The sequence below is a fragment of the Massilia putida genome (genome assembly GCF_001941825.1).
In the GTDB taxonomy this organism is placed as follows: domain Bacteria; phylum Pseudomonadota; class Gammaproteobacteria; order Burkholderiales; family Burkholderiaceae_D; genus Telluria; species Telluria putida.
Genome location: NZ_CP019038.1, coordinates 5,620,854 through 5,640,803, shown reverse-complemented (window position 1 = coordinate 5,640,803; position 19,950 = coordinate 5,620,854). Strand labels below are relative to the sequence as shown.

The following is a 19,950-nucleotide window of genomic DNA, read 5'->3' as shown; positions in this document are numbered from 1 at the left end:
TTTTCAATAACTTGACGCAAGCTTTGCTTCTCACAAGCAATACTGCGTTGAAGCAACATGATAGCGCCCGCGCCGGGCATTGACCAAGTTTCTCGACACTTCGGCCAAATAATGAACGGCCGAGTGTTGCAATCAGGGTGCAGGTTTCGCTTTCGCCTTGTCTCCAGCCATGACGACGGACATTTTTGCCGGGTCGACCGCCTTGCGGAACGCCGCGTTCAGTTGCGGCAATGTGACGGCCATCAAGTGCTTTTCGAACTCGGCCGACCATTCATACGTGCGCCCACGGTAGAGATACGACGTCCAGCCCGCCGCCAGCGCGCCGTCGTCGGCTCGATTCTGGATACGTTGTTGCATCAGACCCGACTTTGCACCGGCGAGTTCCGCTGCCGTGAATCCATCCTTGAGCACGCGCACGAGTTCCTCGCGCACGGCGGCGTCGACCTTGGCCAGATTCTGCGGCGCGGCGATGGCATTGATCGCGAACATGCCGGCACGGTCGAGGTCGCCAGCCGCGAGGTTCGAGCCGACGCCATACGACAGCCCGTCGCGCTGGCGGATGCGGTCCATCAGGCGCGACCGCAGCCCGCCCCCGCCGAAGATATAGTCGGCCAGCATCAGGGCCGGGTAATCCGGGTCGTCGACGTTCAGGTCGAGGTTGATGCGTGCCGTGTAATACCCGTTTTCCTTGTCGGGCGTGTTAAGGAACTCGTGGATGGGCGCGATGTCGCCATTCTTGCGCAGCACGGGCGCCACGTGCATGGGCGCCTTCCACCGGCCGAACAACTGGTCGACGAGCGGCGTGATCGCCTGCGCATCGAAGTCCCCGACGATGGACATTTCCGCCGGCACGGTACCGTAGTAATCGCGGTGGAACGCCTTGACCTGATCCACGGTGGCGCCTTTGAGGTCGGCAAGGTCTTCCTCGAGCGTCGTTTCGTGGCGGACGTCGCCTTTCGGATAGATGTCGAAATGCGTATTCAGCGCGCGCGACGCGACATTGGGCGGCTCGTTGCGGCTCGATTCCAGGCCGACGATCGCTTGCTGGCGCAATTGCTCGAATTCGCTGGCCGGGAAGCTCGCCTCGCGCAGCACGTGGGCCACGAGTTTCAGCGCTTCCGGCAGGTGTTCGCGCGTCGTCTGGAAATGCGTGAGGCTACCGGAAATCTTGAGCTTGTCGAAGGCGTCGGTCAGTTGCACGCGATCGTATTTCGTCGTGCCGCGCATCAGCATCGCCGACGTCAGGCCGGGCAGCGCGCCCTTGCCGAACAGGTTCTGTTCATCGCCGATGTGCTGGCGCAGGTCGACGGTGACCGTCTGGCCGCGGTTCTTCTTCGGAAGCAAGGCCAGTTTCACGCCGCCGACCGTCGTCAGGGTCGTGCGCTTCATGATGTTGGCCTGGCTCGGATCGAAATCCTCGGCGCTCAAGGTGGACGCCCGCGGCTTGAAATCCTTGAGGAGGCTCTGCACGCTGGGCGCGGGCGGGATCACGGCGCGCTGCGGATGGTCGTCCGGGATGAACTCGCCGGTGACGCGGTTGTCGCGTTTGAAATAGCGACCCGATGCCGCCGCGACCTGCTCCGACGTGATCTTGTCGACGCGGTCGCGGCCGACGAAGAACAGGCGCCAGTCGCCCAGCGCGATGACTTCCGACAGTGCAAGGCCCACTTGCTGCGGGTCGTTCAGGCTGCGCTCGAATTCGTTCAGGAAACTGCGCTTTGTCCGCTGCAGTTCCTCCGGCGTCGGCGGATTTTTGGCGAACTCTTCCACGGCCTGCGTGAGCGCGGCACGCACGGGCTCGAGCGGCGCGTCTTTCTTGACGACGGCGCCGAAGTATTGCAGGCCGGGCGCATAGCCCGTCTGGCCGTAGGCGAAGACCTGGCTCGCCTTGCCGGTCTCGACAAGCAGCTTGTGCAGGCGGCCGGTCGGGGCATCGCCGAGGATGGTCGAGGCGAAGCTCAGCGCGTCGCTGTCGTCGTGCAGTCCGGACGGCACCTTGTAGCCGAGCGCGACGATCTGCACGTCGCCCTGGCGCCGCACGGTGAACGTGCGGTCGCCGTCCTGCGTGGGCTCGACGGTCCAGAACTCCGGCAAGGTGCGTTTCGGTTTCGGGATGGCGCCGAACAGGCGGTTGATCGACAACAGCGTCCTGGCCGGATCGAACTTGCCGGCCACGAGCAGCACGGCGTTATCGGGCTGATAATACGTGTGATAAAAATTCTGCAGGTTCGAGATCTTGACGTTCTCGATGTCGCTCTTGTTGCCGATCGTCGAGCGGCCATACGCGTGCCAGTCGTAGGCCACGCTCTGCATGCGTTTCATGAGCACGGCAGTCGGCGAGTTCTCGCCGTTCTCGTACTCGTTGCGGACGACCGTCATCTCGGAATCGAGATCCTTCCTGGCGATATTGGAATGCGTCATGCGGTCCGCTTCCATGCCCAGCGCCCAGTTCAGGTTGTCATCGGATGCCTGGAACACCTCGTAATAGTTCGTGCGGTCGAGCGACGTCGTGCCGTTGAACTGCATGCCCCGGTCCTGGAATTGGCGCGTGATGTCCGGATGCTTCGGGCTGCCCTTGAACATCAGGTGCTCCAGCAGGTGGGCCATGCCTGTCTCGCCGTAGTTCTCGTGGCGCGAGCCGACGAGGTACGTCACGTTGACCGTCACGGTGGGACGCGAGGAATCGGGGAACAGCAAGACTTTCAAGCCGTTCGGCAGGCGGTATTCCGTGATGCCCTCGACGGACGGGCCCTGCACGACGCCCTTGGGCAGGTCGAACGCCCAGGCACTTTGCGCGATGAAGGAAATGCCGCCGACGACGGCATAGGCGGCCAGGCCGCGCTGGAAAAACGTCAAGCTCATAGGTCTCCGTCTGTAAGAACCATTGTCCGTAGGACATGGTAACAGACGGGGACTTAGGCCAGGCTTACCTCACTGCCGCGTACGCCGTTCGTGCTGCTGCTGGTAGGGACTGATGCGCGCCAGGTCTTCCATTTCCTCGGCCAGGAAGCCGAGCAGGTCGTCGGTGCTGACGATGCCGACGAGGCGTCCGCCCTCGCCCACCACCGGCACCCGGCGGATGCCGCGCAGACGCATACGTTCGATGGTGACCGTGACGTCGTCGTGCTCGTCGGCCGTGAGCAGGTCGTCCGTCATGATGTCGCCCACCTCCAGTCCGTTCGGATCGAGGCCGAGCGCGACGACGGAAACGACGATGTCGCGGTCCGTGACGATGCCCGCTGGCGTGGGCACGGTGTCCGCGTCGTCGACGACGACGATGTCGCCGACGTGATGTTTGCGCATGAGAAAGGCCGCACCTTGCACGCTTTCGTCGCGCGCGCAGTAGACGGTGTCGGCCGTACAGAGTTTTCCGACTTCCATGGTCTGCTCCAACGTCAGATGCTTACGCTATCCATGAAGCATAGTCCCCGGTCTGAAACAAATCAAACCGGTAACGTGAAGGGTCAGGATTTTTTGTCTTCGGCCGGGGGGACGAAGCAGGCCTCGACGACTTGCAGGTCGTTGTCTTTGGCGAAATTGCACACGAAGTGGTAGGCCAGCGGTTCGATGCTTTTGAGGGCATTGTTCACGACGACCGCCTTGACGCCGTTCACGACGGTCGGATGCACGTAGGGCGAGAACTTCAGGTGGGCGTTCGGGCCGCCGCTGCCGGCCGGCCGGAAGCACGACATGACGCCGCATAGACGTTCGGCCCAGTCACTCGGGCGGAACTGCCTGCCCTTACTTGTCACGCCGAGAATGAAGAATTCGTCGGCGCCTTTCCCGGTTTGCGGTGAGTCGGCCATAGTGCGGCTTCTGAAACAAAAGCGTGAATGAGAACAACCCGACTATTATATCTTATAGAAGACCTACGGACGAGCCCAACGTGCCGGTCGGGTCAAGCCGGCACGATAATCGTCTCGAATTCCTTACGGTTCCAACAGGTTCAGCCAAGCAGGACCGCGCCGGAAAGCAGCAGCAGGAGCAGCATCCATAATAACAGTGCACGCCACACCAGGCCGACCGTGCTTTGCAGTGCGCGCACGTTCGGCTCGTCGCCGGGCAACATGTCGTCTTCGCTGGCGGACAGGTCGACGGTTCCCGCGTCGGCCGGCAGGATGCGCGGCGCGGTCTCGGCCGGGGTGCCGAGACGCACCCCCATGGCGCCGCCGCCGGCGGCCAGGATGATGCCTTTCGATTCATCCGTCCACCGGTTGGCGAAATTGCGCCACGCATAAATCGCATCCTCGAAATTGCCGACGACGGCGAATGCGATGGCGGTCAGGCGCACAGGGATCCAGTCGATCCAATAAAACGCGCGGGCGGCGAATTCGCCGAACGCTTCGTTGCGCATATGGTCGGGTTCGTTCCACGCGCGCGCGAGGTATTCGGACACGCGGTACATGACGGCGCAGGCCGGGCCGAGCGGCATCAGGAACCAGAAGAACACGCCGAACACATTGCGGTGTGTCGTGATGAGGGATTTTTCGACGGCGATGCGGGCGATCTCGGTCGCGTCCATGCCGACCGTGTCGAGCTTCGTCCATTCGGCGAGCAAGGTGCGCGCCGTCGCTTCGTCGCCGGCATTCAGGGCGAACTGGATCGACGTGAAGTAATGGCTGTAGTGGCGGAAACCGAGCGTGAGATAGACGATCAGCACGTTCCAGGCGAACGCGGCGAACACGAAGCGGTAGTACACGAGCACGCCGTAGATGACGGCCGTCGGCAGCATCAGGACCGCCATCATCAGGAACCAGCCCAGCCGGCCATGGCTGGCGTGACCGGCATTGAACCAGCCTTCGATACGCATGGCGAAACGCTTGATCTCGGCGTAGATCTGGTTATCTGCGCGCAGCGGCTTCAGCTGTTCGATGAGCAGTGCGCACAGGATGGAAAAGAATGTCATGCACGGTCCTTTTTACGTTGTTGCCTTACTTCATTGCCCGCTAGGGTAGCGCAGAGACCGGCGCGAGTCTATTCCCTTTAGGCGCCGCGCAAAACCGTCGCAGCAGGTGTTTCGACGTGTCCCGTCAGGCGCGTAACAAATGAAACAGGTTGCGCAGCATACCCGCTGTCGCGCCCCAGATGAAGAAGCGCTCGTAAGGCATCGCATAAAAACTGCGCCGGCCGGCGCCATCGGGCAGATCGAACGACAAGCGTTGATGGTTCATGCCATCCATCAGGAACCGCAAGGGAACTTCGAAAATAGCGGCCACCTCATTGGATTCGGCCGTGAGATCGAACGGCGGCGTGACGAGGCCCACCACGGGCGTGACGACATAGGCCGAGGCCGTGACATGGTCGGGCAGCACGCCGATGATTTCCACGTGGCGGCGCGCGAGGCCGATCTCTTCCTGCGTTTCGCGCAAGGCCGTCTCGATGGGCGACGAGTCGATCTCTTCCGCACGGCCGCCGGGGAAGCTGACTTGGCCGGCGTGGTTGGTCAGATGTTCGGTGCGCTGGGTCAGCAGCACCGTGAGGCCCTCCGGCCGCCGCACGATCGGGATCAGCACGGCCGCGCGCCGCAGCACCGGGAAGCGCAGGCGCATGTCCTCGGGCAATTCCGGTTCCCACCGCGGCGGATGGGCGAGACGCTGGCGCAGCCAGGCGACGTCCAGGCGCTCTTCCGGCAAGGCGGGCTCGCCGGCGATCGAGTCGACGGGCAGGCGCTTGGGATCGATGTGCAGTTTTGCCAAGGCTTTCTCCAAAAAGAAAAAGGCATCCAAATGGATGCCTTTTCCCTACCACAATCGCTATTACTGCGCAGCAGTGGTAGCGGCTTTGCGGTTCGGCAGTTTTTCTTTGATACGTGCCGACTTGCCCGAACGCTCGCGCAGGTAGTACAGCTTCGCACGACGCACGTCACCACGACGCTTCACTTCGATCGAAGCGATCAGCGGCGAGTACAGCTGGAACGTACGCTCCACCCCTTCGCCCGACGAGATCTTGCGAACGATGAAGTTCGAGTTCAGGCCGCGGTTGCGACGCGAGATGACGACGCCTTCGTATGCCTGGGCGCGCTTGCGGTTGCCTTCGACGACGTTGACGTTGACGACCACGGTGTCGCCCGGTGCGAAATCAGGGATGTTGCGGCCGAGGCGCGCAATCTCTTCTTGCTCGAGTTGCTGGATCAGATCCATTTGTAGACTCCTTATACCATCTTGCCGGCGCGTTCGTTGCCCGGTAGAGGATGGGGTTAAACACGCAGGCAACCGTCTGGCTGCCCGCCTTTATTCCGCCACCTTTTCCAAGGTTGCGAGAAACTGCTCGTCGGCCTTCGTCAGCAGACCGGCGCTGCGCGCCTTGTCCAGCAAATCGGGCCTTTTCTTCGCGGTCGCCTCGAGCATACGCTGGCGGCGCCACTTTCCGATCTCGGCGTGGTTACCCTGCAATAGCACGGGCGGCACGGCCACGCCTTCATAGACTTCCGGACGCGTGTAATGCGGCGAATCCAGCAAGCCGTTGACGAAACTGTCTTCGACCGCCGAGGCGCCGTCGCCCAGCACACCGGGCAGTTGCCGCACCACGGCATCCATCAGCGCCATCGCCGGCAATTCGCCGCCCGACAACACGAAATCGCCGAGAGAAATTTCCTCATCGACGACACGGTCCAGCAGGCGCTGGTCGACCGCTTCGTAGCGTCCGCACAGCACCACGAGGCCGGGTTCATCCTTCAAGCCCATCACGCGTTCGTGCGTCAGCGGCCTGCCTTGCGGCGACATGAACACGACGCGCGGCGCGGGCAAACCCATCTCGACCTGGCGCTGCTTCGCCGCGTTGATCGTCGCTTCGAGCGGCTTGGCCAGCATCACCATGCCGGGACCGCCGCCATATGGGCGATCGTCCACGGTCCGGTGACGATCCAGCGTGAAATCGCGCGGATTCCAGATCGCCAGGTTCCACAAACCCTGCTCGTGCGCGCGCCGGGTCACGCCCGACTGCGTCAATGCGGCAAACATTTCGGGAAACAAGCTCACGACGTCAAACTGCATCGAGACCTCGCTTCAGGCGGACGGGATCAATAATCCAGACCCCAGTCCAGGGTAATCAGTCTGGCTTGCAGGTCGACTGTCTTGACGTACTGGTCTACGAACGGCACCAGCCGCTCCGGCGCTTTCGCGTCGGGAGCGGCGTTCGGATCGGGCACGGGCGTGATGCGCAGGATGGACTGCGCGCCATTGTGCATCATATCGGTGACCTTGCCGAGCGCTTCGCCCTGCAGGTTGACCGTATCCAAGCCGATCAGGTCGGTCCAGTAATACTCGTCTTCCGGAAGTTCCGGAAAGTCCGCCCGCGATACCTGCACCGTGGCGCCCTTGAGCGCCTCGGCCATCTCGCGATCGGTCACGTCGGCCAGCGTGGCCGTTACGTCGCCGCTGTGATACTTCGCGTTCCGCACCTGGACGGGACGCAGCGACGGCTTGTCGAGCCACCAGGTTTTGATGCTCAGCAGCGCATCCGCATCCATCGAATACGGTGCCACGCGGATGCCACCCCGGATCCCGTAGGCGCCGGTGATGTGGCCGACCTGAATCAGGTCGTCAGGCACTTGCGTCCCGGCCTGGGCCGGAGTCGATGCCGAATGTGCTGCCGAATCGGTCAAACCTTATAACCTTGTATTAGGCAGCAGCCTTTTGCGTGGCAACCAGGCGAGCAACAGCCGGCGACAGCTGTGCGCCCACGCCTTGCCAGTACGACAGGCGGTCAGCGGTGATGTTCAGGCCGGTTTCTTTACCGGAAGCCATCGGGTTATAGTAACCGATGCGCTCGATGAAACGGCCGTCGCGACGGTTGCGCGAGTCGGTTGCAACGATGTTGTAGAACGGGCGCTTCTTGGCACCACCACGAGCTAAACGAATAACGACCATAATATTTCCAAAAGTGAGCTGGACGAAGAAAGCCGACGATTATAGCGCGGTACGCCCCGCATCAGCAAGCATTTACATAAAAACCAAGAACGCTGGGCGCGCAGTCCCGGCCGAATCCAAGATTATCGCCGATTTCGCGACACTCCGCCACTATCGGGGCCGCTTTTGAACGATACTGATGGCTTTCCTTTCAACAAATACTCGATGTCGCAGCACAAGAACAAGACCTTCGCCACTGCCCTCGCCTTCCTGCTCGGCGGGCTCGGCGCCCACCGTTTCTATCTGAAGGGCAGCGTCGACCGCATCGGCCTGCTGCACGTCTGCAGCCTCCCCGTGGCCGGCCTGGTGTACGGACTCGGGCATGCCCCGAATCCGTTCTACGTCCTGCTGCCGCTGATCGTGTCCTGGCTCGCCGGCTTCGTCCAAGCGCTGATTTTCGGCCTCACGCCCGACGAGAAATGGGATGCCCGCTACAACGCGGGCTCAGGCCGCCGCTCGCAATCGCACTGGTTCGTGATCCTCCTCGTCGTGATCACGATGCTGGTGGGCACGACGGTGCTCATCGCCGCGATCTCGCGCTTGTTCGACCTGCTCTACACGGGCGGCGCATACGGCTGACCGCATCACAAGCCGCTCGTATTCCAGTTATACCGGGGCACCTGCGTGGGCGGCGTGCCGGTCACGATCACGATCTCCCGGTGCGCATCCAGCGTGATGGCGGACGGGTCGGCCGTGTACCGCGTCACCTTTTCCTTGTCGATCAGGTAATACGTCGGCGCGCCCGGCAGGCCGGCCACGGACGTCGCGCTCAACGGCTGCCCCCACAGCGCAAAAAACTGGCCCAGTGTGAAGACCTTGGGCACGTCGGTCTCGATGTGCATGACGCCGGAGCCGTCGTGGGTGTGCATCTCGTACGCGCAGCCGCTGCCGCGGCCGATCGAATCCGGCAAGGCGAGGCGCACGCCGTCCTGGTAGACCGAGAGCAGCGCGTGGATATGATAGTTCTCGTTCTTCGCACAGCCGACGCCGTCGACGATGGCCGTCCCCGCATGGACCCAGGCGGGCCAGTGCGGCTTGCTGAAGGTGACGGTGGCCGAGATTTCAGTATAGGTAGGCGCCAGCACGATGTCCGGCGGGGGCGCGGGATCGGTGGATGGAGGCGGTGCCGGCGCGGGCGCGGGCGCCGGTGCGGGTGCGGGACTCGGGCTGGGACCCGGTGCCGCCGGCGGATCGTTCGCGGCCGTCGTGGGGGCGGGACTGCTGCCGCCTCCGCAGGCAACCAGTGCCCATAGGACCGCGCAGGCCGCGGCGACCGGCAACACCTTACCAGGCTTCAGGGAAAACATGGACGCTCCTTGGGTTGACCATGCACCGCGAAACACATCCGTGGGTGCGACGAATCGATTCTAAGAGGTCCCACTACCCATTGCGCATGACGGACGTCAAACAAAAAAGCGGCCCGCAGGCCGCTTTCAGGGCTATACGCCGACTTGCTTAAAACTGCTCGACATCCAGTGCCAGCACGCCCGCGCTGCCGTCCACGATCGCGTGGCGCAGGCCGTCCGCCTGCGACAGGATATGGTCCGCGAAGAAGCGCGCGGTGGCGACCTTGGCGCGGTAGAACGCCGCGTCGCCGTTGCCGCCATCGAGCTTCTGGCGGGCGACCAGGGCCGCGCGCGCCATCTGCCAGCCGCCCAGCACGATGCCGGCCAGTTTCAGATACGGCACGCTGCCCGCGAACACGGCGCGCACGTCGGACTTGGCATTCGCCACGACGTAGTCGACGACGGTTTCCAGCGCCGCGCTGCCTTGCACCAGCTGCGCGCGGATCGCGGTGAAGTCTGCGTCCTGCACGTCGGCCAGCTGCGCCTCGGTCGCGCGGACCTGGGCCAGGATGGCCTTCGCCACGGCGCCGCCGTCGCGCACGGTCTTGCGGCCTACCAGGTCGTTGGCCTGGATCGCCGTCGTGCCCTCGTAGATCGTCAGGATCTTGGCGTCGCGGTAGTGCTGCGCGGCGCCCGTCTCTTCGATGAAGCCCATGCCGCCATGCACCTGCACGCCGTCGCGCGCGACGTTCTCGCTCATCTCCGTCGACCAGCCCTTGATCACCGGCACGAGGTATTCGTAGACGGCCAGGTTGGCCTTGCGGGTCGCTTCATCCGGGTGGCTGTGCGCCAGGTCGGACAGCCCGGCGCCGACGTACGCCAGCGCGCGCGCGGCCTCGGTCTGCGCGCGCATCGACATCAGCATGCGGCGCACGTCCGGGTGGTTGATGATGGCCACGGGGCCGCTCGACCCTTCGACGGCACGCGACTGCACGCGCTCCTTCGCGAACGCGACGGCCTGCTGGTAGGCGCGTTCAGCCAGGCCGATGCCCTGCATGCCGACGCCGAAGCGGGCCGCGTTCATCATGATGAACATGTATTCGAGGCCGCGGTTCTCTTCGCCGACCAGCGTGCCGATCGCGCCGCCGTGGTCGCCGAACTGCAGCACGGCGGTCGGGCTGGCCTTGATGCCCAGCTTGTGCTCGATGGAGACGCAGTGCACGTCGTTGCGCTCGCCCAGCGAACCGTCGTCGTTCACCATGAACTTGGGGACGATGAACAACGAGATCCCCTTCACGCCCGCGGGCGCGTCCGGCGTGCGCGCCAGCACCAGGTGGATGATGTTCTCCGCCATGTCGTGCTCGCCGTACGTGATGAAGATCTTGGTGCCGAAGATTTTATAAGTCCCGTCGCCCTGCGGCACGGCGCGCGTGCGCACGGCGGCGAGGTCGGAACCGGCCTGCGGCTCCGTCAGATTCATCGTGCCGGTCCATTTGCCGCTGATCAGGGGCTCGATGAAGCGCGTCTTCTGCTCGTCGCTGCCGGCCGTCAGCAGCGCCTCGATGGCGCCGTCGGTCAGCAGGCCGACGAGCGCGAACGCGATGTTCGCGCTGTTGAGCATCTCGATGCACGGCGTGGCGACGAGCTTGGGCAAGCCCTGGCCGCCGAATTCGGCCGGATGCTGCACGCCCTGCCAGCCGGCGTCCGCGAAACCGCGGAACGCCTCCTTGAAACCTTTCGACGTCGTGACCTGGCCATCGTGCCAGTAGCTCGGCTCCTTGTCGCCCGGGTGATTCAGCGGGGCGACGACTTCGCCGCAGAATTTCGCGTTTTCTTCCAGCACGGCTTCGACGGTGTCGGGCGTCGCGTCTTCGCAGCCGGGCAGTTGGTTGATCTCGGACAGGTTGGCCAGTTCGTTCATCACGAACAGCATGTCTTTCAGGGGGGCGTGGTAGGTCACGGCAGTCTCCTAGTTTCTCTTTACGTCAACGTCAATCGCTGGTCGCAAAAAAAGCGGGAACCCATACAAAGTACGAACCGCATTGCTACGTTTGATTCAGTATGGATTCCCGCTTTCGCGGGAAGTTGTTCCCCGCAGTGCGGGAAACGACGATTAGCCCAGTTCCTTGACCAGGGCAGGCACGACCTCGAACAGGTCGCCGACGATGCCGTAGTCGGCCACCGAGAAGATCGGCGCTTCCGGATCCTTGTTGATGGCGACGATGGTCTTCGAATCCTTCATGCCGGCCAGGTGCTGGATCGCGCCCGAGATACCGACGGCGATGTACAGCTGCGGCGCGACGATCTTGCCGGTCTGGCCGACCTGCCAGTCGTTCGGCACGTAGCCGGCGTCGACGGCGGCGCGCGATGCGCCCATGGCGGCGCCCAGCTTGTCGGCCAGCGGCTCCAGGATCTTGAAGTTGTCGCCCGAGCCCATGCCGCGGCCGCCGGAGACGACGACCTTGGCGCCGGTCAGTTCCGGACGGTCCGACTTGGCCACTTCACGGCCCACGAAGCTCGACTTGCCCGAGTCCGCGACGGCGCCGACCGTTTCGACGGCGGCCGAACCGCCCGTGGCTGCGGCGGCGTCGAAGCCGGTGCCGCGCACGGTGATGACTTTGACGTTGTCCGTCGACTGCACGGTGGCGATGGCGTTGCCGGCGTAGATCGGACGCTCGAACGTGTCGGGCGAGTCGACCTTGGTGATTTCCGAGATCTGGGCGACGTCCAGCTTGGCAGCCACGCGCGGCAGCACGTTCTTGCCGAAGGCCGAAGCCGGCGCCAGGATGTGCGAGTAGTTGCCGGCGACGGCCAGGATCTGCTCGGCGACGTTTTCGGCGAGGCCGTCGGCGAATTGCGGCGCGTCGGCGACCAGCACTTTCGATACGCCCGCGACTTTCGCCGCTTGTTCGGCGACGGCGCCGCAACCGCTGCCGGCGACGAGGATGTGGACGTCGCCGCCGCATTGCGCGGCTGCGGTGACGGTGTTCAGGGTGACAGCCTTCAGGTGGGCGTTGTCGTGTTCAGCAATGACGAGTGCGACCATGGATGAAATTCCTTAATTAGATGACTTTGGCTTCGGTGCGCAGTTTCTGCACCAGGGTCGCGACATCGGGCACCTTGACGCCGGCGGAACGCTTGGCCGGCTCGGTGACCTTGACGGTCTTGAGGCGCGGCGTGACGTCGACGCCCAGGTCTTCCGGCTTGACGGTCGTCAGCGGTTTTTTCTTCGCCTTCATGATGTTCGGCAGCGTGACGTAGCGCGGCTCGTTCAGGCGCAGGTCGGTGGTGATGATGGCCGGCAGGCTCAAGGCCACGGTTTCCAGGCCGCCGTCCACTTCGCGGGTCACGGTGACTTTGCCGTCTTCCAGCACGACTTTCGAGGCGAACGTCGCTTGCGGCCAGCCCAGCAGCGCAGCCAGCATCTGGCCGGTCTGGTTCGAATCGTCGTCGATCGCCTGCTTGCCCAGGATGATCAGTTGCGGCTGCTCTTCGACGGCCAGCGCCTTCAGCACCTTGGCCACGCCCAGCGGTTCGATCTCGGCACCGGTCTCGACCAGCACGCCGCGGTCGGCGCCGATCGCCATCGCGGTACGCAGGGTTTCCTGAGCCTGGGCCACGCCGCAGGTCACAGCCACGATCTCGGTGACCTTGCCGCTTTCCTTCAGACGCGTGGCTTCTTCCACGGCGATCTCGTCGAACGGGTTCATCGACATTTTGACGTTGGCGATATCGACGCCACTGCCGTCGGACTTGACGCGGACCTTGACGTTGTAGTCGACCACGCGTTTGACGGGTACCAGGACTTTCATAGTGTGCCTTTGGAAAATGGGTGAAGACTAAAAATGATCCGAATTATAAAAGCAAATGCCGTTCAGGTCAGAATTAAAGCACGATCGTGCGTTTTTCGGTTAGAGGAAATACCCTAATCGTGCTGGATTGTGCGTTATCGGGTTCTCGGAAGAAAGCTGGCGGTTTGCCGGCGTGTGGTTGGCCTGCCCGGCGGGCCGGCGATGGGACGGCTCGACGGTTCGACGTGGATAGTCGGTGTTACTTACGGCGGAGCCAGAACGTGAATTCGCCGTTGATGTGGGTGTGCGCCAGCAGGGCATTGCCCGTCTGCTTGGCGAATGCCTGGAAGTCGCGTACCGAACCGGTGTCGGTGGCGACGATGCGCAGCACTTCGCCACTGGCCAGTTCAGCGAGGGCCTTCTTGGCCTTCAGGATCGGCAGCGGGCAATTCAAGCCACGCGCATCCAGGTCTTTCTGGACCTCGATGGTGCCGGTGTCGATTATGGTTTCGCTCATCGATTGCCTGCTAGTTGGTAGGGCATGGACCCGATAGTACTCCAATTAGCCCATTATGACGCGCCGCACCAAAATTTGGTATCCATGTTGCGTTGTAACAACGTCAATTCACAATGCATGCGCCGCCGCAACAATTTCGTTGCGGCGGCGCGTCGGCGTTACGCGGAAACGCGCTCGCCGACCCAGCCGGCCACGCCAGCCAGCGCCTGCGGCAGCGCGGCAGGCTCCGTACCGCCGGCCTGGGCCATGTCAGGACGGCCGCCGCCCTTGCCGCCGACCTGCTTGGCGACGAAGTTGACCAGATCGCCCGCCTTGACCTTGGACGTGGCATCCGCGGTCACGCCGGCGATCAGGCTGACCTTGCCGTCCGCGACCGACGCCAGCACGATGGCGGCCGTTTTGAGCTTGTCCTTCAGCTTGTCCATCGTCTCGCGCAGGCCAGCCACGTCCGCGCCTTCCATCGTCGCGGCCAGCACCTTGATGCCGTTCACGTCGATCGCCTTCGTCGCCAGCTCGTCGCCCTGGCCGGCAGCCAGCTTCGACTTGAGCGCCGCGATTTCCTTCTCGAGTGACTTGACCTGGTCCTGCACCTGGCCGATACGGGCCGGCAGTTCGTCCGGGCTCGTCTTCAGCGCGCCGGCCGCTTCGTTCAGCTTGCGGTTGATCGATTGCACGAGAGCCAGCGCGCCCTCGCCCGTCACGGCTTCCACGCGGCGGATGCCGGCGGCCACACCCGATTCGGACACGATCTTGAACAGGCCGATGTCGCCCGTGCGGGTGACGTGCACGCCGCCGCACAGTTCCTTCGACGAGCCGATGTCCAGCACGCGCACGGTGTCGCCGTATTTCTCGCCAAACAGGGCCATGGCGCCGTGCTTGATCGCGTCGTCCATCGACATGTGGTGGGCCACGGTCGCATGGTTCTGCAGGATCTCGGCATTGACGATCTGCTCGACCTTGGCGATTTCCTCGGCGGTCAGCGGGGCGTTGTGGCTGAAGTCGAAGCGGGTCTTGTCCGGATCGACCAGCGAGCCCTTCTGCTGCACGTGGCCGCCCAGCACTTCGCGCAGGGCCTTGTGCATCAGGTGCGTCGCCGAGTGATTGCGGATGGTGCGGGCGCGTTTCACTTCATCGACTTGCGCGTCGACCATGTCACCGACTTTCAGCGAGCCCGACTGCAGCACGCCGTGGTGGCCGAACACTTCCGCTTGGATTTTGAGGGTGTCCTCGACTTCGAACACGCCGCCCGGCGATTTCAGCAGGCCCTTGTCGCCCACCTGGCCGCCGGATTCGGCGTAGAACGGCGTCGTGTCCAGCACGACGATGCCGTCCTGGCCGGCCTTCAATTCCTGCACGGGCGCGCCGGCCGTGTACAACGCGACGACGCGGCTGTTGTGCACGAGGGCTTCGTAGCCGACGAACCTGGTCTTTTCGCCCGAGTACTCGACGTTGGCGGCCATCTTGAACTTGCCGGCGGCGCGGGCCGTCTTCTTCTGCTGCTCCATGGCGGCGGCAAACCCTTCCTCGTCCAGCTTGATGCCGCGCTCGCGGCAGATGTCCGCGGTCAGGTCGAGCGGGAAGCCGTAGGTGTCGTACAAGGTGAAGGCGGTGGCGCCGTCCAGGTGCTGGGGGTCCTTGGCGAGCTGCGCTTCCAGGATCTTCATGCCGTGCTCGAGGGTCTCGCCGAAACGCTCTTCCTCGGCCTTCAGCACCTGCATCACGCGCTCTTTCGCGTCGCGCAGTTCCGGATAGGCGGCGCCCATCTCGATGTCCAGGTCGTCGACGAGCTTGAAGAAGAACGGTTTCGTCTGCCCCAGTTTGTGGCCGTGGCGCAGCGCGCGGCGGATGATGCGGCGCAGGACGTAGCCGTGGCCTTCGCTGCTCGGGATGATGCCGTCGACGATCATGAAGCTGGCCGCGCGGATGTGGTCGGCAATCACCTTCAGCGAGTTGTTCGCCAGGTCGGTCGCACCGGTCTCGCGCGCGGCGGCCTTGATCAGGTTCTGGAACAGGTCGATCTCGTAGTTCGAGTGCACGTGCTGCAGCACGGCGGCCAGGCGCTCCAGGCCCATGCCGGTGTCGATCGACGGCTTCGGCAGCGGGGTCAGCACGCCCTGCTCATCGCGGTTAAACTGCATGAACACGAGGTTCCAGATCTCGATGAAGCGGTCGCCGTCTTCTTCCGGCGATCCCGGAGGACCGCCCCAGATCTCGGGGCCGTGATCGTAGAAGATTTCGGTGCACGGGCCGCACGGGCCGGTGTCGGCCATCTGCCAGAAGTTGTCCGATGCGTAGCGCGCGCCCTTGTTGTCGCCGATGCGGATGATGCGCTCCGTCGGGACGCCGATTTCGTTCGCCCAGATGCCATAAGCTTCGTCGTCTTCGAAGTAGACGGTGATGGTCAGCTTGTCGGCCGGCAGGTTATAAACCTTGGTCAGCAGTTCCCAGGCAAAGTGGATGGCGTCGCGCTTGAAATAATCGCCGAAGCTGAAGTTGCCCAGCATTTCGAAGAACGTGTGGTGACGCGCGGTGTAGCCGACGTTTTCCAGGTCGTTGTGCTTGCCGCCGGCGCGCACGCAGCGCTGCACGGTGGTGGCGCGCTTGTACGGGCGCGTATCCAGGCCCAGGAACACGTCCTTGAACTGCACCATGCCGCTGTTGGTCAACAACATCGTCGGGTCGTTGCCCGGCACGAGCGGGCTGGAGCGGACGATCGTGTGGCCTTTGGACTCAAAGAACTTGAGAAACTTTTCGCGTATTTCGGTGGATTTCATGTCGTAGGGGCGGATTTAGGCAGCTTGCTATATAAAGAAAATTGATTATAGCGTAGGGTGGACGGCTAGACACGCGGCGTCTGCTCAGCCGTAACGGCGGCGCCGTGCACGCTACGATTGACCGGAGGCGTTAGCGCGGGCACGCGCATCAGCGCAGCAACGCCAGCACGGCCCGCGGCTCACCATTGGCCTGCGTGAGCATCGCGGATGCCGCCTGCTGCAGGATCTGCGTGCGCGTCAGTTGCACCGTATCGCCCGCATAATCGATGTCCTGGATGCGCCCGCGCGACGCTTCCAGATTCATCGATGCCGTCTGGTTATTGCTGGCCACGACGTCCATGCGGTTGCTGTAGGCGCCCACCTGCGTGCGCTGCTCGCCGACGAGCGCCAGCGCATCGTCGATGCGCAGCAGCGCCACCGCCGTGTTGTGCAGGTCCAGGTCGCCGAGGCCCAGCGCGCTCGCGTTCACGGCCGTGAACTGCATGTCGATCAGGTCGCCGGAATCCGCGCCGGCCTGGACCTGCACACGATGGATGGTCGGCCCGGCGCTGCCGATATCCGGATACTCGACCTTGAAATTGCGCAGCGGCTTCGCCGGCGTGCCGAAGCCGGCTTCGGCGACGACGCCCTGCGCGTCGCGCGACGGCCCGCCGTCCGCGTCGAGCCCGCCGATGGCCCCCGTGTCGGCATTCGTCAGGTTCATCGTGTTCGTGATGAAGTTGGCGCCATTGGCCGCGAAGTCCGCCATGAAATCGCTCGTATTCTGGTATTGCCCGCCCGTGACGGCCTTCAGGGCGGTGTCCAGGTCGGCCGTGCGGTGTGCGCTCAGATAGGTCATCAGCCCCTTCATGCCCCCGTTGACGCCCATGCTCTTCAGCCTGTCGTGCAGATAGCGCGACGCGACGTAGCCGCCTTCGTAGGTGAAACCGCCGCCCGCGATCGTCCCGACGATGTTGCTCGCCGTCTGGCCGCTGGCCAGCGCGCCGGCCACGCGCTCGTCCGCGCCCTGGATGAGCTCGGCCGTACCTTCGATGAACCATTGTGGGAAATTGAAACTGGTCGAGCGCAACATGATTGCGTGCACCATCTCGTGCGCAATGACGCGGTCGTCATACAGCGGGCCCGTGCCCCCGTCCGGGGTGGTGATGCCGCTGAAATCCGCCATGTCGATGTTCAGGGTGATGTCGCTGTCCGGCGCCGTCGAGCCCGAGACGGAGGCGAGCACGCCGCCCTTCCCGTCCGTCGTGTCGAGGTTGATCTTCAGGGTGGCACCGTCGGCCTGCAGGCCGTAGTACTGCTGGACCATGTCTTCGGCGGAGCTCAGCCAGCCAGCCCGGAGGCTGTCCAGCACGGCACGCTTGTTCTTGTCCTCGCCCGCGTTCGTGTTATCCGGAGAAAAAATCGCCTGGCCATTGAACGAGGCGCCGTTGCCGGTCTGGGTAATGTGGGTGAGGATCTGCTGCGCTTCCGCCTGCAGCTTGTCGCGGTCGCTGTCCGTGTACGACCCGTTGCCGGACGCCACGGCCAGTTCACGCAGGCGCTGCAAGCTGTCGGTAATGTTCGACAACGTGCTGTCCGCCACTTGCAGCATCGACGTCGCGTCGTTAATGCCGCGCATGGCCTGGCTCATCCCGGTCAGCTGCGACGACATGCGCGCCGCCAGCGCCTGGCCGGCGGGATCGTCGGCGGCACCCTCGATGCGCGCGCCCGAGCTCAGGCGCGCGATGAGGCGGTTCGCCTCGTTCGTGTGCTCGGCGAACTTGCGCTGGACGTTCAGGGACAGTGAATTGTTGTTGATCGAAAGTGACATAGGGACCGTGACCGGGGGCCGAATGTCATTAACGACAACGCGTTACAATTCTTGAGGAGAAACTACCGTTTAATTGAAAGCAGGACCGATGAGGTCGATCCGGTCCGTGCACAGCCCGTCCACGCCCCAGCCGAACAGTTCGCGCGCCCGCGCCGGCGCGTTGACGGTGTAGCAGAACAGGCCGAAGCCGGCGGCCTTGACCGCGGCGGCCTGGCCGCGCGTCAGCCGCATGTGGTTCGTGTGGATCGCGACCGCGTCCAGCGCCCGCGCACGCGCTTTCCAATCGGCCGGGAGCGATGACGTCAGCCAGGCGCGCGGCAGCGCCGGCGCGGCGTCCCGCGCGGCTTGCAGTGCCGCCTCGCTGAACGAGGACAGCAGCGGCGCCCGCTCCAGCCTGCCGGCGGCGAGTTCGTCGGCGAACATGGCCGCCGCCAGGCGCGCGACGACGGTGCCGGTCTGCGCGTCGTGGCCGGGCACGGGCTTGATCTCGATGTTCATCCACACGCCGTGCGCCTTGCAGTACTGCGCGAACTCGACGAACAGCGGCACCGGTTCGCCCGCGTAATCGGGCCCGAACCACGATCCCGCATCGCGCGCGGCGAGATCGGACGCGTCGATGTCCGCCACCGATCCCGCCCCGGCCACCGTGCGGCCCAGCTCGGGATCGTGCAGCACGACGGGGACGCCGTCGCGTGCCAGCATGACGTCGAATTCGATGGCGCGGAAACCGGCAGCCATGCCGCGACGCAGTCCGGCCAGCGTGTTTTCCGGCGCCAGCGTGCCGCCGCCGCGGTGTGCCACGATCCTGGGATAAGGCCACATGATGTCTCCTCGAGAAGATGGAATCAGGCGAGCGCGCGCGCCAGGGCGCAGAACCCGGCGAGATTGACGCCGACGGTCAGCCAGAACAAGTACTGGAACGGCACTTTGACGGTCTTGTGACGCAGCCATTGCTGCGCCAGCAATGCGCCGGGCCAGCCGCCGGCGAGACCCAGCAGGAGCAGGTCACGCTCGGGCGTGCGCCGCCCCCCGCGCCGCGCCGCCGCCTTGTCGTACGCATAGAGTGCGAAGCAGGCGCCGCTGGCCAGCCCATACGCGAGGCCCACCGCGGACGGCAGGCCGAAGGCCAGCGCGGCGTAGGCGTACAGGGCCAGGAACACCAGCAGGGGAAGATAACGCATTGCGCCAGCTTACGCGCCGGCTGTGGAAGTGTCCACTTGGCAAAGTCGCAAACCGAAACACCGTCAAATCAGGCCCGCGCGTTGTTTTTTCGCCGCCTTCGTCAGAAACCGGTTGTACGAGGCGCCGCCACTCTCTACCATAATAATTGCCACAACGCAACAATATTGCGCAAAAAGTAAATTTTTGCCGGAGAGCGCTGCGCTTGAAGCTTCCAGGAGCGTTGATCGTCCCTGGAAATACCAGACCGTTGGGAAGGAGTCGTTACCATGTTCATGAAATCAAGCTTGTGCCACGGTGCGTTCGCACTACTGGCCATATTCGCGATCGCTCCCGCCCAGGCGGAGATCGCGATCGTCGTCAATCCCAATAACCCGGTCACGCACATGGACCACAGCCAGGTGGCGCAGTTCTTCATCGGCGGGTCGAACAACCTCAAGCCTGTCGAATATACGGACAGCGCGCCGATCCGGGCAGAATTCTGCAAGAAAGTGCTGGAAAGAACCCCATCCCAGGTGAGAGCCATGTGGGCGCGCATCGTCTTCTCCAGCGCGGGCAAGGCGCCGCAGGAATTGAAGTCGGGCGCCGACGTGAAGAAAGTCATCAGCCAATCGCCGAACGCCATTGGCTACATTGAAAAATCCGAAGTCGATGACAGCGTCAAGGTCATTGCTGTGGTCGAGTGA

At 63.8% G+C, this 19,950-nt stretch carries 20 protein-coding genes; 2 read left to right on the top strand and 18 right to left on the bottom strand.

Translation table 11 applies throughout. The annotated features are described in order from the left end of the window. Positions 1–132: 132 nt before the first annotated feature. From BVG12_RS27230 to rpsP, 9 genes are all read right to left on the bottom strand, one after another. Complete coding sequence (locus BVG12_RS27230) at positions 133–2,862, bottom strand: M16 family metallopeptidase (protein WP_075795133.1); 2,730 nt, start codon at positions 2,860–2,862, stop codon at positions 133–135. Between the two features lie 69 nt (positions 2,863–2,931). Then, positions 2,932–3,381 (bottom strand): CBS domain-containing protein, encoded by a 450-nt coding sequence (locus BVG12_RS27225; protein ID WP_075795132.1) that lies wholly within the window; start codon positions 3,379–3,381, stop codon positions 2,932–2,934. Between the two features lie 83 nt (positions 3,382–3,464). Then, a complete protein-coding gene (locus BVG12_RS27220) occupies positions 3,465–3,806 on the bottom strand; it encodes a DUF3579 domain-containing protein (RefSeq protein ID WP_075795131.1) in 342 nt (113 codons plus the stop codon). 140 nt (positions 3,807–3,946) lie between these two features. Continuing rightward, complete coding sequence (locus BVG12_RS27215) at positions 3,947–4,906, bottom strand: CobD/CbiB family protein (RefSeq protein ID WP_075795130.1); 960 nt, start codon at positions 4,904–4,906, stop codon at positions 3,947–3,949. Between the two features lie 124 nt (positions 4,907–5,030). Next, positions 5,031–5,696 (bottom strand): CoA pyrophosphatase, encoded by a 666-nt coding sequence (locus BVG12_RS27210; protein WP_075796586.1) that lies wholly within the window; start codon positions 5,694–5,696, stop codon positions 5,031–5,033. Between the two features lie 60 nt (positions 5,697–5,756). Continuing rightward, positions 5,757–6,140, bottom strand: a complete 384-nt coding sequence (gene rplS / locus BVG12_RS27205; protein ID WP_075795129.1) for a 50S ribosomal protein L19 — start codon at positions 6,138–6,140, stop codon at positions 5,757–5,759. A gap of 90 nt (positions 6,141–6,230) precedes the next feature. Further along, entirely contained in the window at positions 6,231–6,992 is a 762-nt protein-coding gene (gene trmD, locus BVG12_RS27200) for a tRNA (guanosine(37)-N1)-methyltransferase TrmD (RefSeq protein WP_075795128.1), read from the bottom strand. Between the two features lie 26 nt (positions 6,993–7,018). Then, positions 7,019–7,549 carry a ribosome maturation factor RimM gene (gene rimM, locus BVG12_RS27195; protein ID WP_229503728.1) on the bottom strand — a complete coding sequence of 177 codons (531 nt, stop codon included), beginning with the start codon at positions 7,547–7,549 and terminating at the stop codon, positions 7,019–7,021. Positions 7,550–7,619: 70 nt separating this feature from the next. Further along, positions 7,620–7,868: a 30S ribosomal protein S16 gene (gene rpsP / locus BVG12_RS27190; protein WP_075795126.1), complete on the bottom strand. Its 249-nt coding sequence runs from the start codon at positions 7,866–7,868 to the stop codon at positions 7,620–7,622. Positions 7,869–8,033: 165 nt separating this feature from the next. Between rpsP and BVG12_RS27185 the strand changes: the two genes are divergently transcribed. Continuing rightward, complete coding sequence (locus BVG12_RS27185; protein ID WP_307189089.1) at positions 8,034–8,486, top strand: NINE protein; 453 nt, start codon at positions 8,034–8,036, stop codon at positions 8,484–8,486. Between the two features lie 5 nt (positions 8,487–8,491). Here the strand turns inward: BVG12_RS27185 and BVG12_RS34750 are convergent, their stop codons facing one another. The 9 genes from BVG12_RS34750 to BVG12_RS27140 all read right to left on the bottom strand — a co-directional run bounded on the left by BVG12_RS34750 (position 8,492) and on the right by BVG12_RS27140 (position 19,266). Further along, positions 8,492–9,214, bottom strand: a complete 723-nt coding sequence (locus BVG12_RS34750) for a hypothetical protein (RefSeq protein ID WP_075795124.1) — start codon at positions 9,212–9,214, stop codon at positions 8,492–8,494. A gap of 148 nt (positions 9,215–9,362) precedes the next feature. Continuing rightward, the gene (locus BVG12_RS27175) at positions 9,363–11,153 is read right to left on the bottom strand and encodes an acyl-CoA dehydrogenase (RefSeq protein WP_075795123.1); all 1,791 of its coding nucleotides are present in this window, start codon (positions 11,151–11,153) and stop codon (positions 9,363–9,365) included. Positions 11,154–11,306: 153 nt separating this feature from the next. Continuing rightward, positions 11,307–12,239: an electron transfer flavoprotein subunit alpha/FixB family protein gene (locus BVG12_RS27170; RefSeq protein ID WP_075795122.1), complete on the bottom strand. Its 933-nt coding sequence runs from the start codon at positions 12,237–12,239 to the stop codon at positions 11,307–11,309. Positions 12,240–12,255: 16 nt separating this feature from the next. Next, positions 12,256–13,005 carry an electron transfer flavoprotein subunit beta/FixA family protein gene (locus tag BVG12_RS27165; protein WP_075795121.1) on the bottom strand — a complete coding sequence of 250 codons (750 nt, stop codon included), beginning with the start codon at positions 13,003–13,005 and terminating at the stop codon, positions 12,256–12,258. Positions 13,006–13,243: 238 nt separating this feature from the next. Further along, positions 13,244–13,471: a sulfurtransferase TusA family protein gene (locus tag BVG12_RS27160; protein WP_036238555.1), complete on the bottom strand. Its 228-nt coding sequence runs from the start codon at positions 13,469–13,471 to the stop codon at positions 13,244–13,246. A 188-nt stretch (positions 13,472–13,659) separates the two neighbouring features. Further along, positions 13,660–16,275, bottom strand: a complete 2,616-nt coding sequence (gene alaS / locus BVG12_RS27155; RefSeq protein ID WP_075795120.1) for an alanine--tRNA ligase — start codon at positions 16,273–16,275, stop codon at positions 13,660–13,662. A gap of 148 nt (positions 16,276–16,423) precedes the next feature. Beyond that, the gene (locus tag BVG12_RS27150) at positions 16,424–18,085 is read right to left on the bottom strand and encodes a flagellinolysin (RefSeq protein WP_075795119.1); all 1,662 of its coding nucleotides are present in this window, start codon (positions 18,083–18,085) and stop codon (positions 16,424–16,426) included. 69 nt (positions 18,086–18,154) lie between these two features. Then, complete coding sequence (gene ugpQ / locus BVG12_RS27145; RefSeq protein WP_075795118.1) at positions 18,155–18,907, bottom strand: glycerophosphodiester phosphodiesterase; 753 nt, start codon at positions 18,905–18,907, stop codon at positions 18,155–18,157. 23 nt (positions 18,908–18,930) lie between these two features. Continuing rightward, positions 18,931–19,266: a DUF1294 domain-containing protein gene (locus tag BVG12_RS27140; protein WP_075795117.1), complete on the bottom strand. Its 336-nt coding sequence runs from the start codon at positions 19,264–19,266 to the stop codon at positions 18,931–18,933. A gap of 267 nt (positions 19,267–19,533) precedes the next feature. Here BVG12_RS27140 and BVG12_RS27135 point away from each other — a divergent pair, with 267 nt between their 5' ends. Then, positions 19,534–19,950: a type 2 periplasmic-binding domain-containing protein gene (locus BVG12_RS27135; protein ID WP_229503727.1), complete on the top strand. Its 417-nt coding sequence runs from the start codon at positions 19,534–19,536 to the stop codon at positions 19,948–19,950.

Coding starts and splice junctions, on each gene's coding strand:
- alaS (WP_075795120.1), bottom strand. CDS start 16,275: ATGAAATCCACCGAAATACGCGAAAAGTTTCTCAAGTTCTTTGAGTCC.
- BVG12_RS27150 (WP_075795119.1), bottom strand. CDS start 18,085: ATGTCACTTTCGATCAACAACAATTCACTGTCCCTGAACGTCCAGCGC.
- rpsP (WP_075795126.1), bottom strand. CDS start 7,868: ATGGTCGTTATTCGTTTAGCTCGTGGTGGTGCCAAGAAGCGCCCGTTC.
- BVG12_RS27135 (WP_229503727.1), top strand. CDS start 19,534: ATGTTCATGAAATCAAGCTTGTGCCACGGTGCGTTCGCACTACTGGCC.
- trmD (WP_075795128.1), bottom strand. CDS start 6,992: ATGCAGTTTGACGTCGTGAGCTTGTTTCCCGAAATGTTTGCCGCATTG.
- ugpQ (WP_075795118.1), bottom strand. CDS start 18,907: ATGTGGCCTTATCCCAGGATCGTGGCACACCGCGGCGGCGGCACGCTG.
- BVG12_RS27220 (WP_075795131.1), bottom strand. CDS start 3,806: ATGGCCGACTCACCGCAAACCGGGAAAGGCGCCGACGAATTCTTCATT.
- rplS (WP_075795129.1), bottom strand. CDS start 6,140: ATGGATCTGATCCAGCAACTCGAGCAAGAAGAGATTGCGCGCCTCGGC.
- BVG12_RS27215 (WP_075795130.1), bottom strand. CDS start 4,906: ATGACATTCTTTTCCATCCTGTGCGCACTGCTCATCGAACAGCTGAAG.
- BVG12_RS27230 (WP_075795133.1), bottom strand. CDS start 2,862: ATGAGCTTGACGTTTTTCCAGCGCGGCCTGGCCGCCTATGCCGTCGTC.
- BVG12_RS34750 (WP_075795124.1), bottom strand. CDS start 9,214: ATGTTTTCCCTGAAGCCTGGTAAGGTGTTGCCGGTCGCCGCGGCCTGC.
- BVG12_RS27165 (WP_075795121.1), bottom strand. CDS start 13,005: ATGAAAGTCCTGGTACCCGTCAAACGCGTGGTCGACTACAACGTCAAG.
- BVG12_RS27140 (WP_075795117.1), bottom strand. CDS start 19,266: ATGCGTTATCTTCCCCTGCTGGTGTTCCTGGCCCTGTACGCCTACGCC.
- BVG12_RS27170 (WP_075795122.1), bottom strand. CDS start 12,239: ATGGTCGCACTCGTCATTGCTGAACACGACAACGCCCACCTGAAGGCT.
- BVG12_RS27225 (WP_075795132.1), bottom strand. CDS start 3,381: ATGGAAGTCGGAAAACTCTGTACGGCCGACACCGTCTACTGCGCGCGC.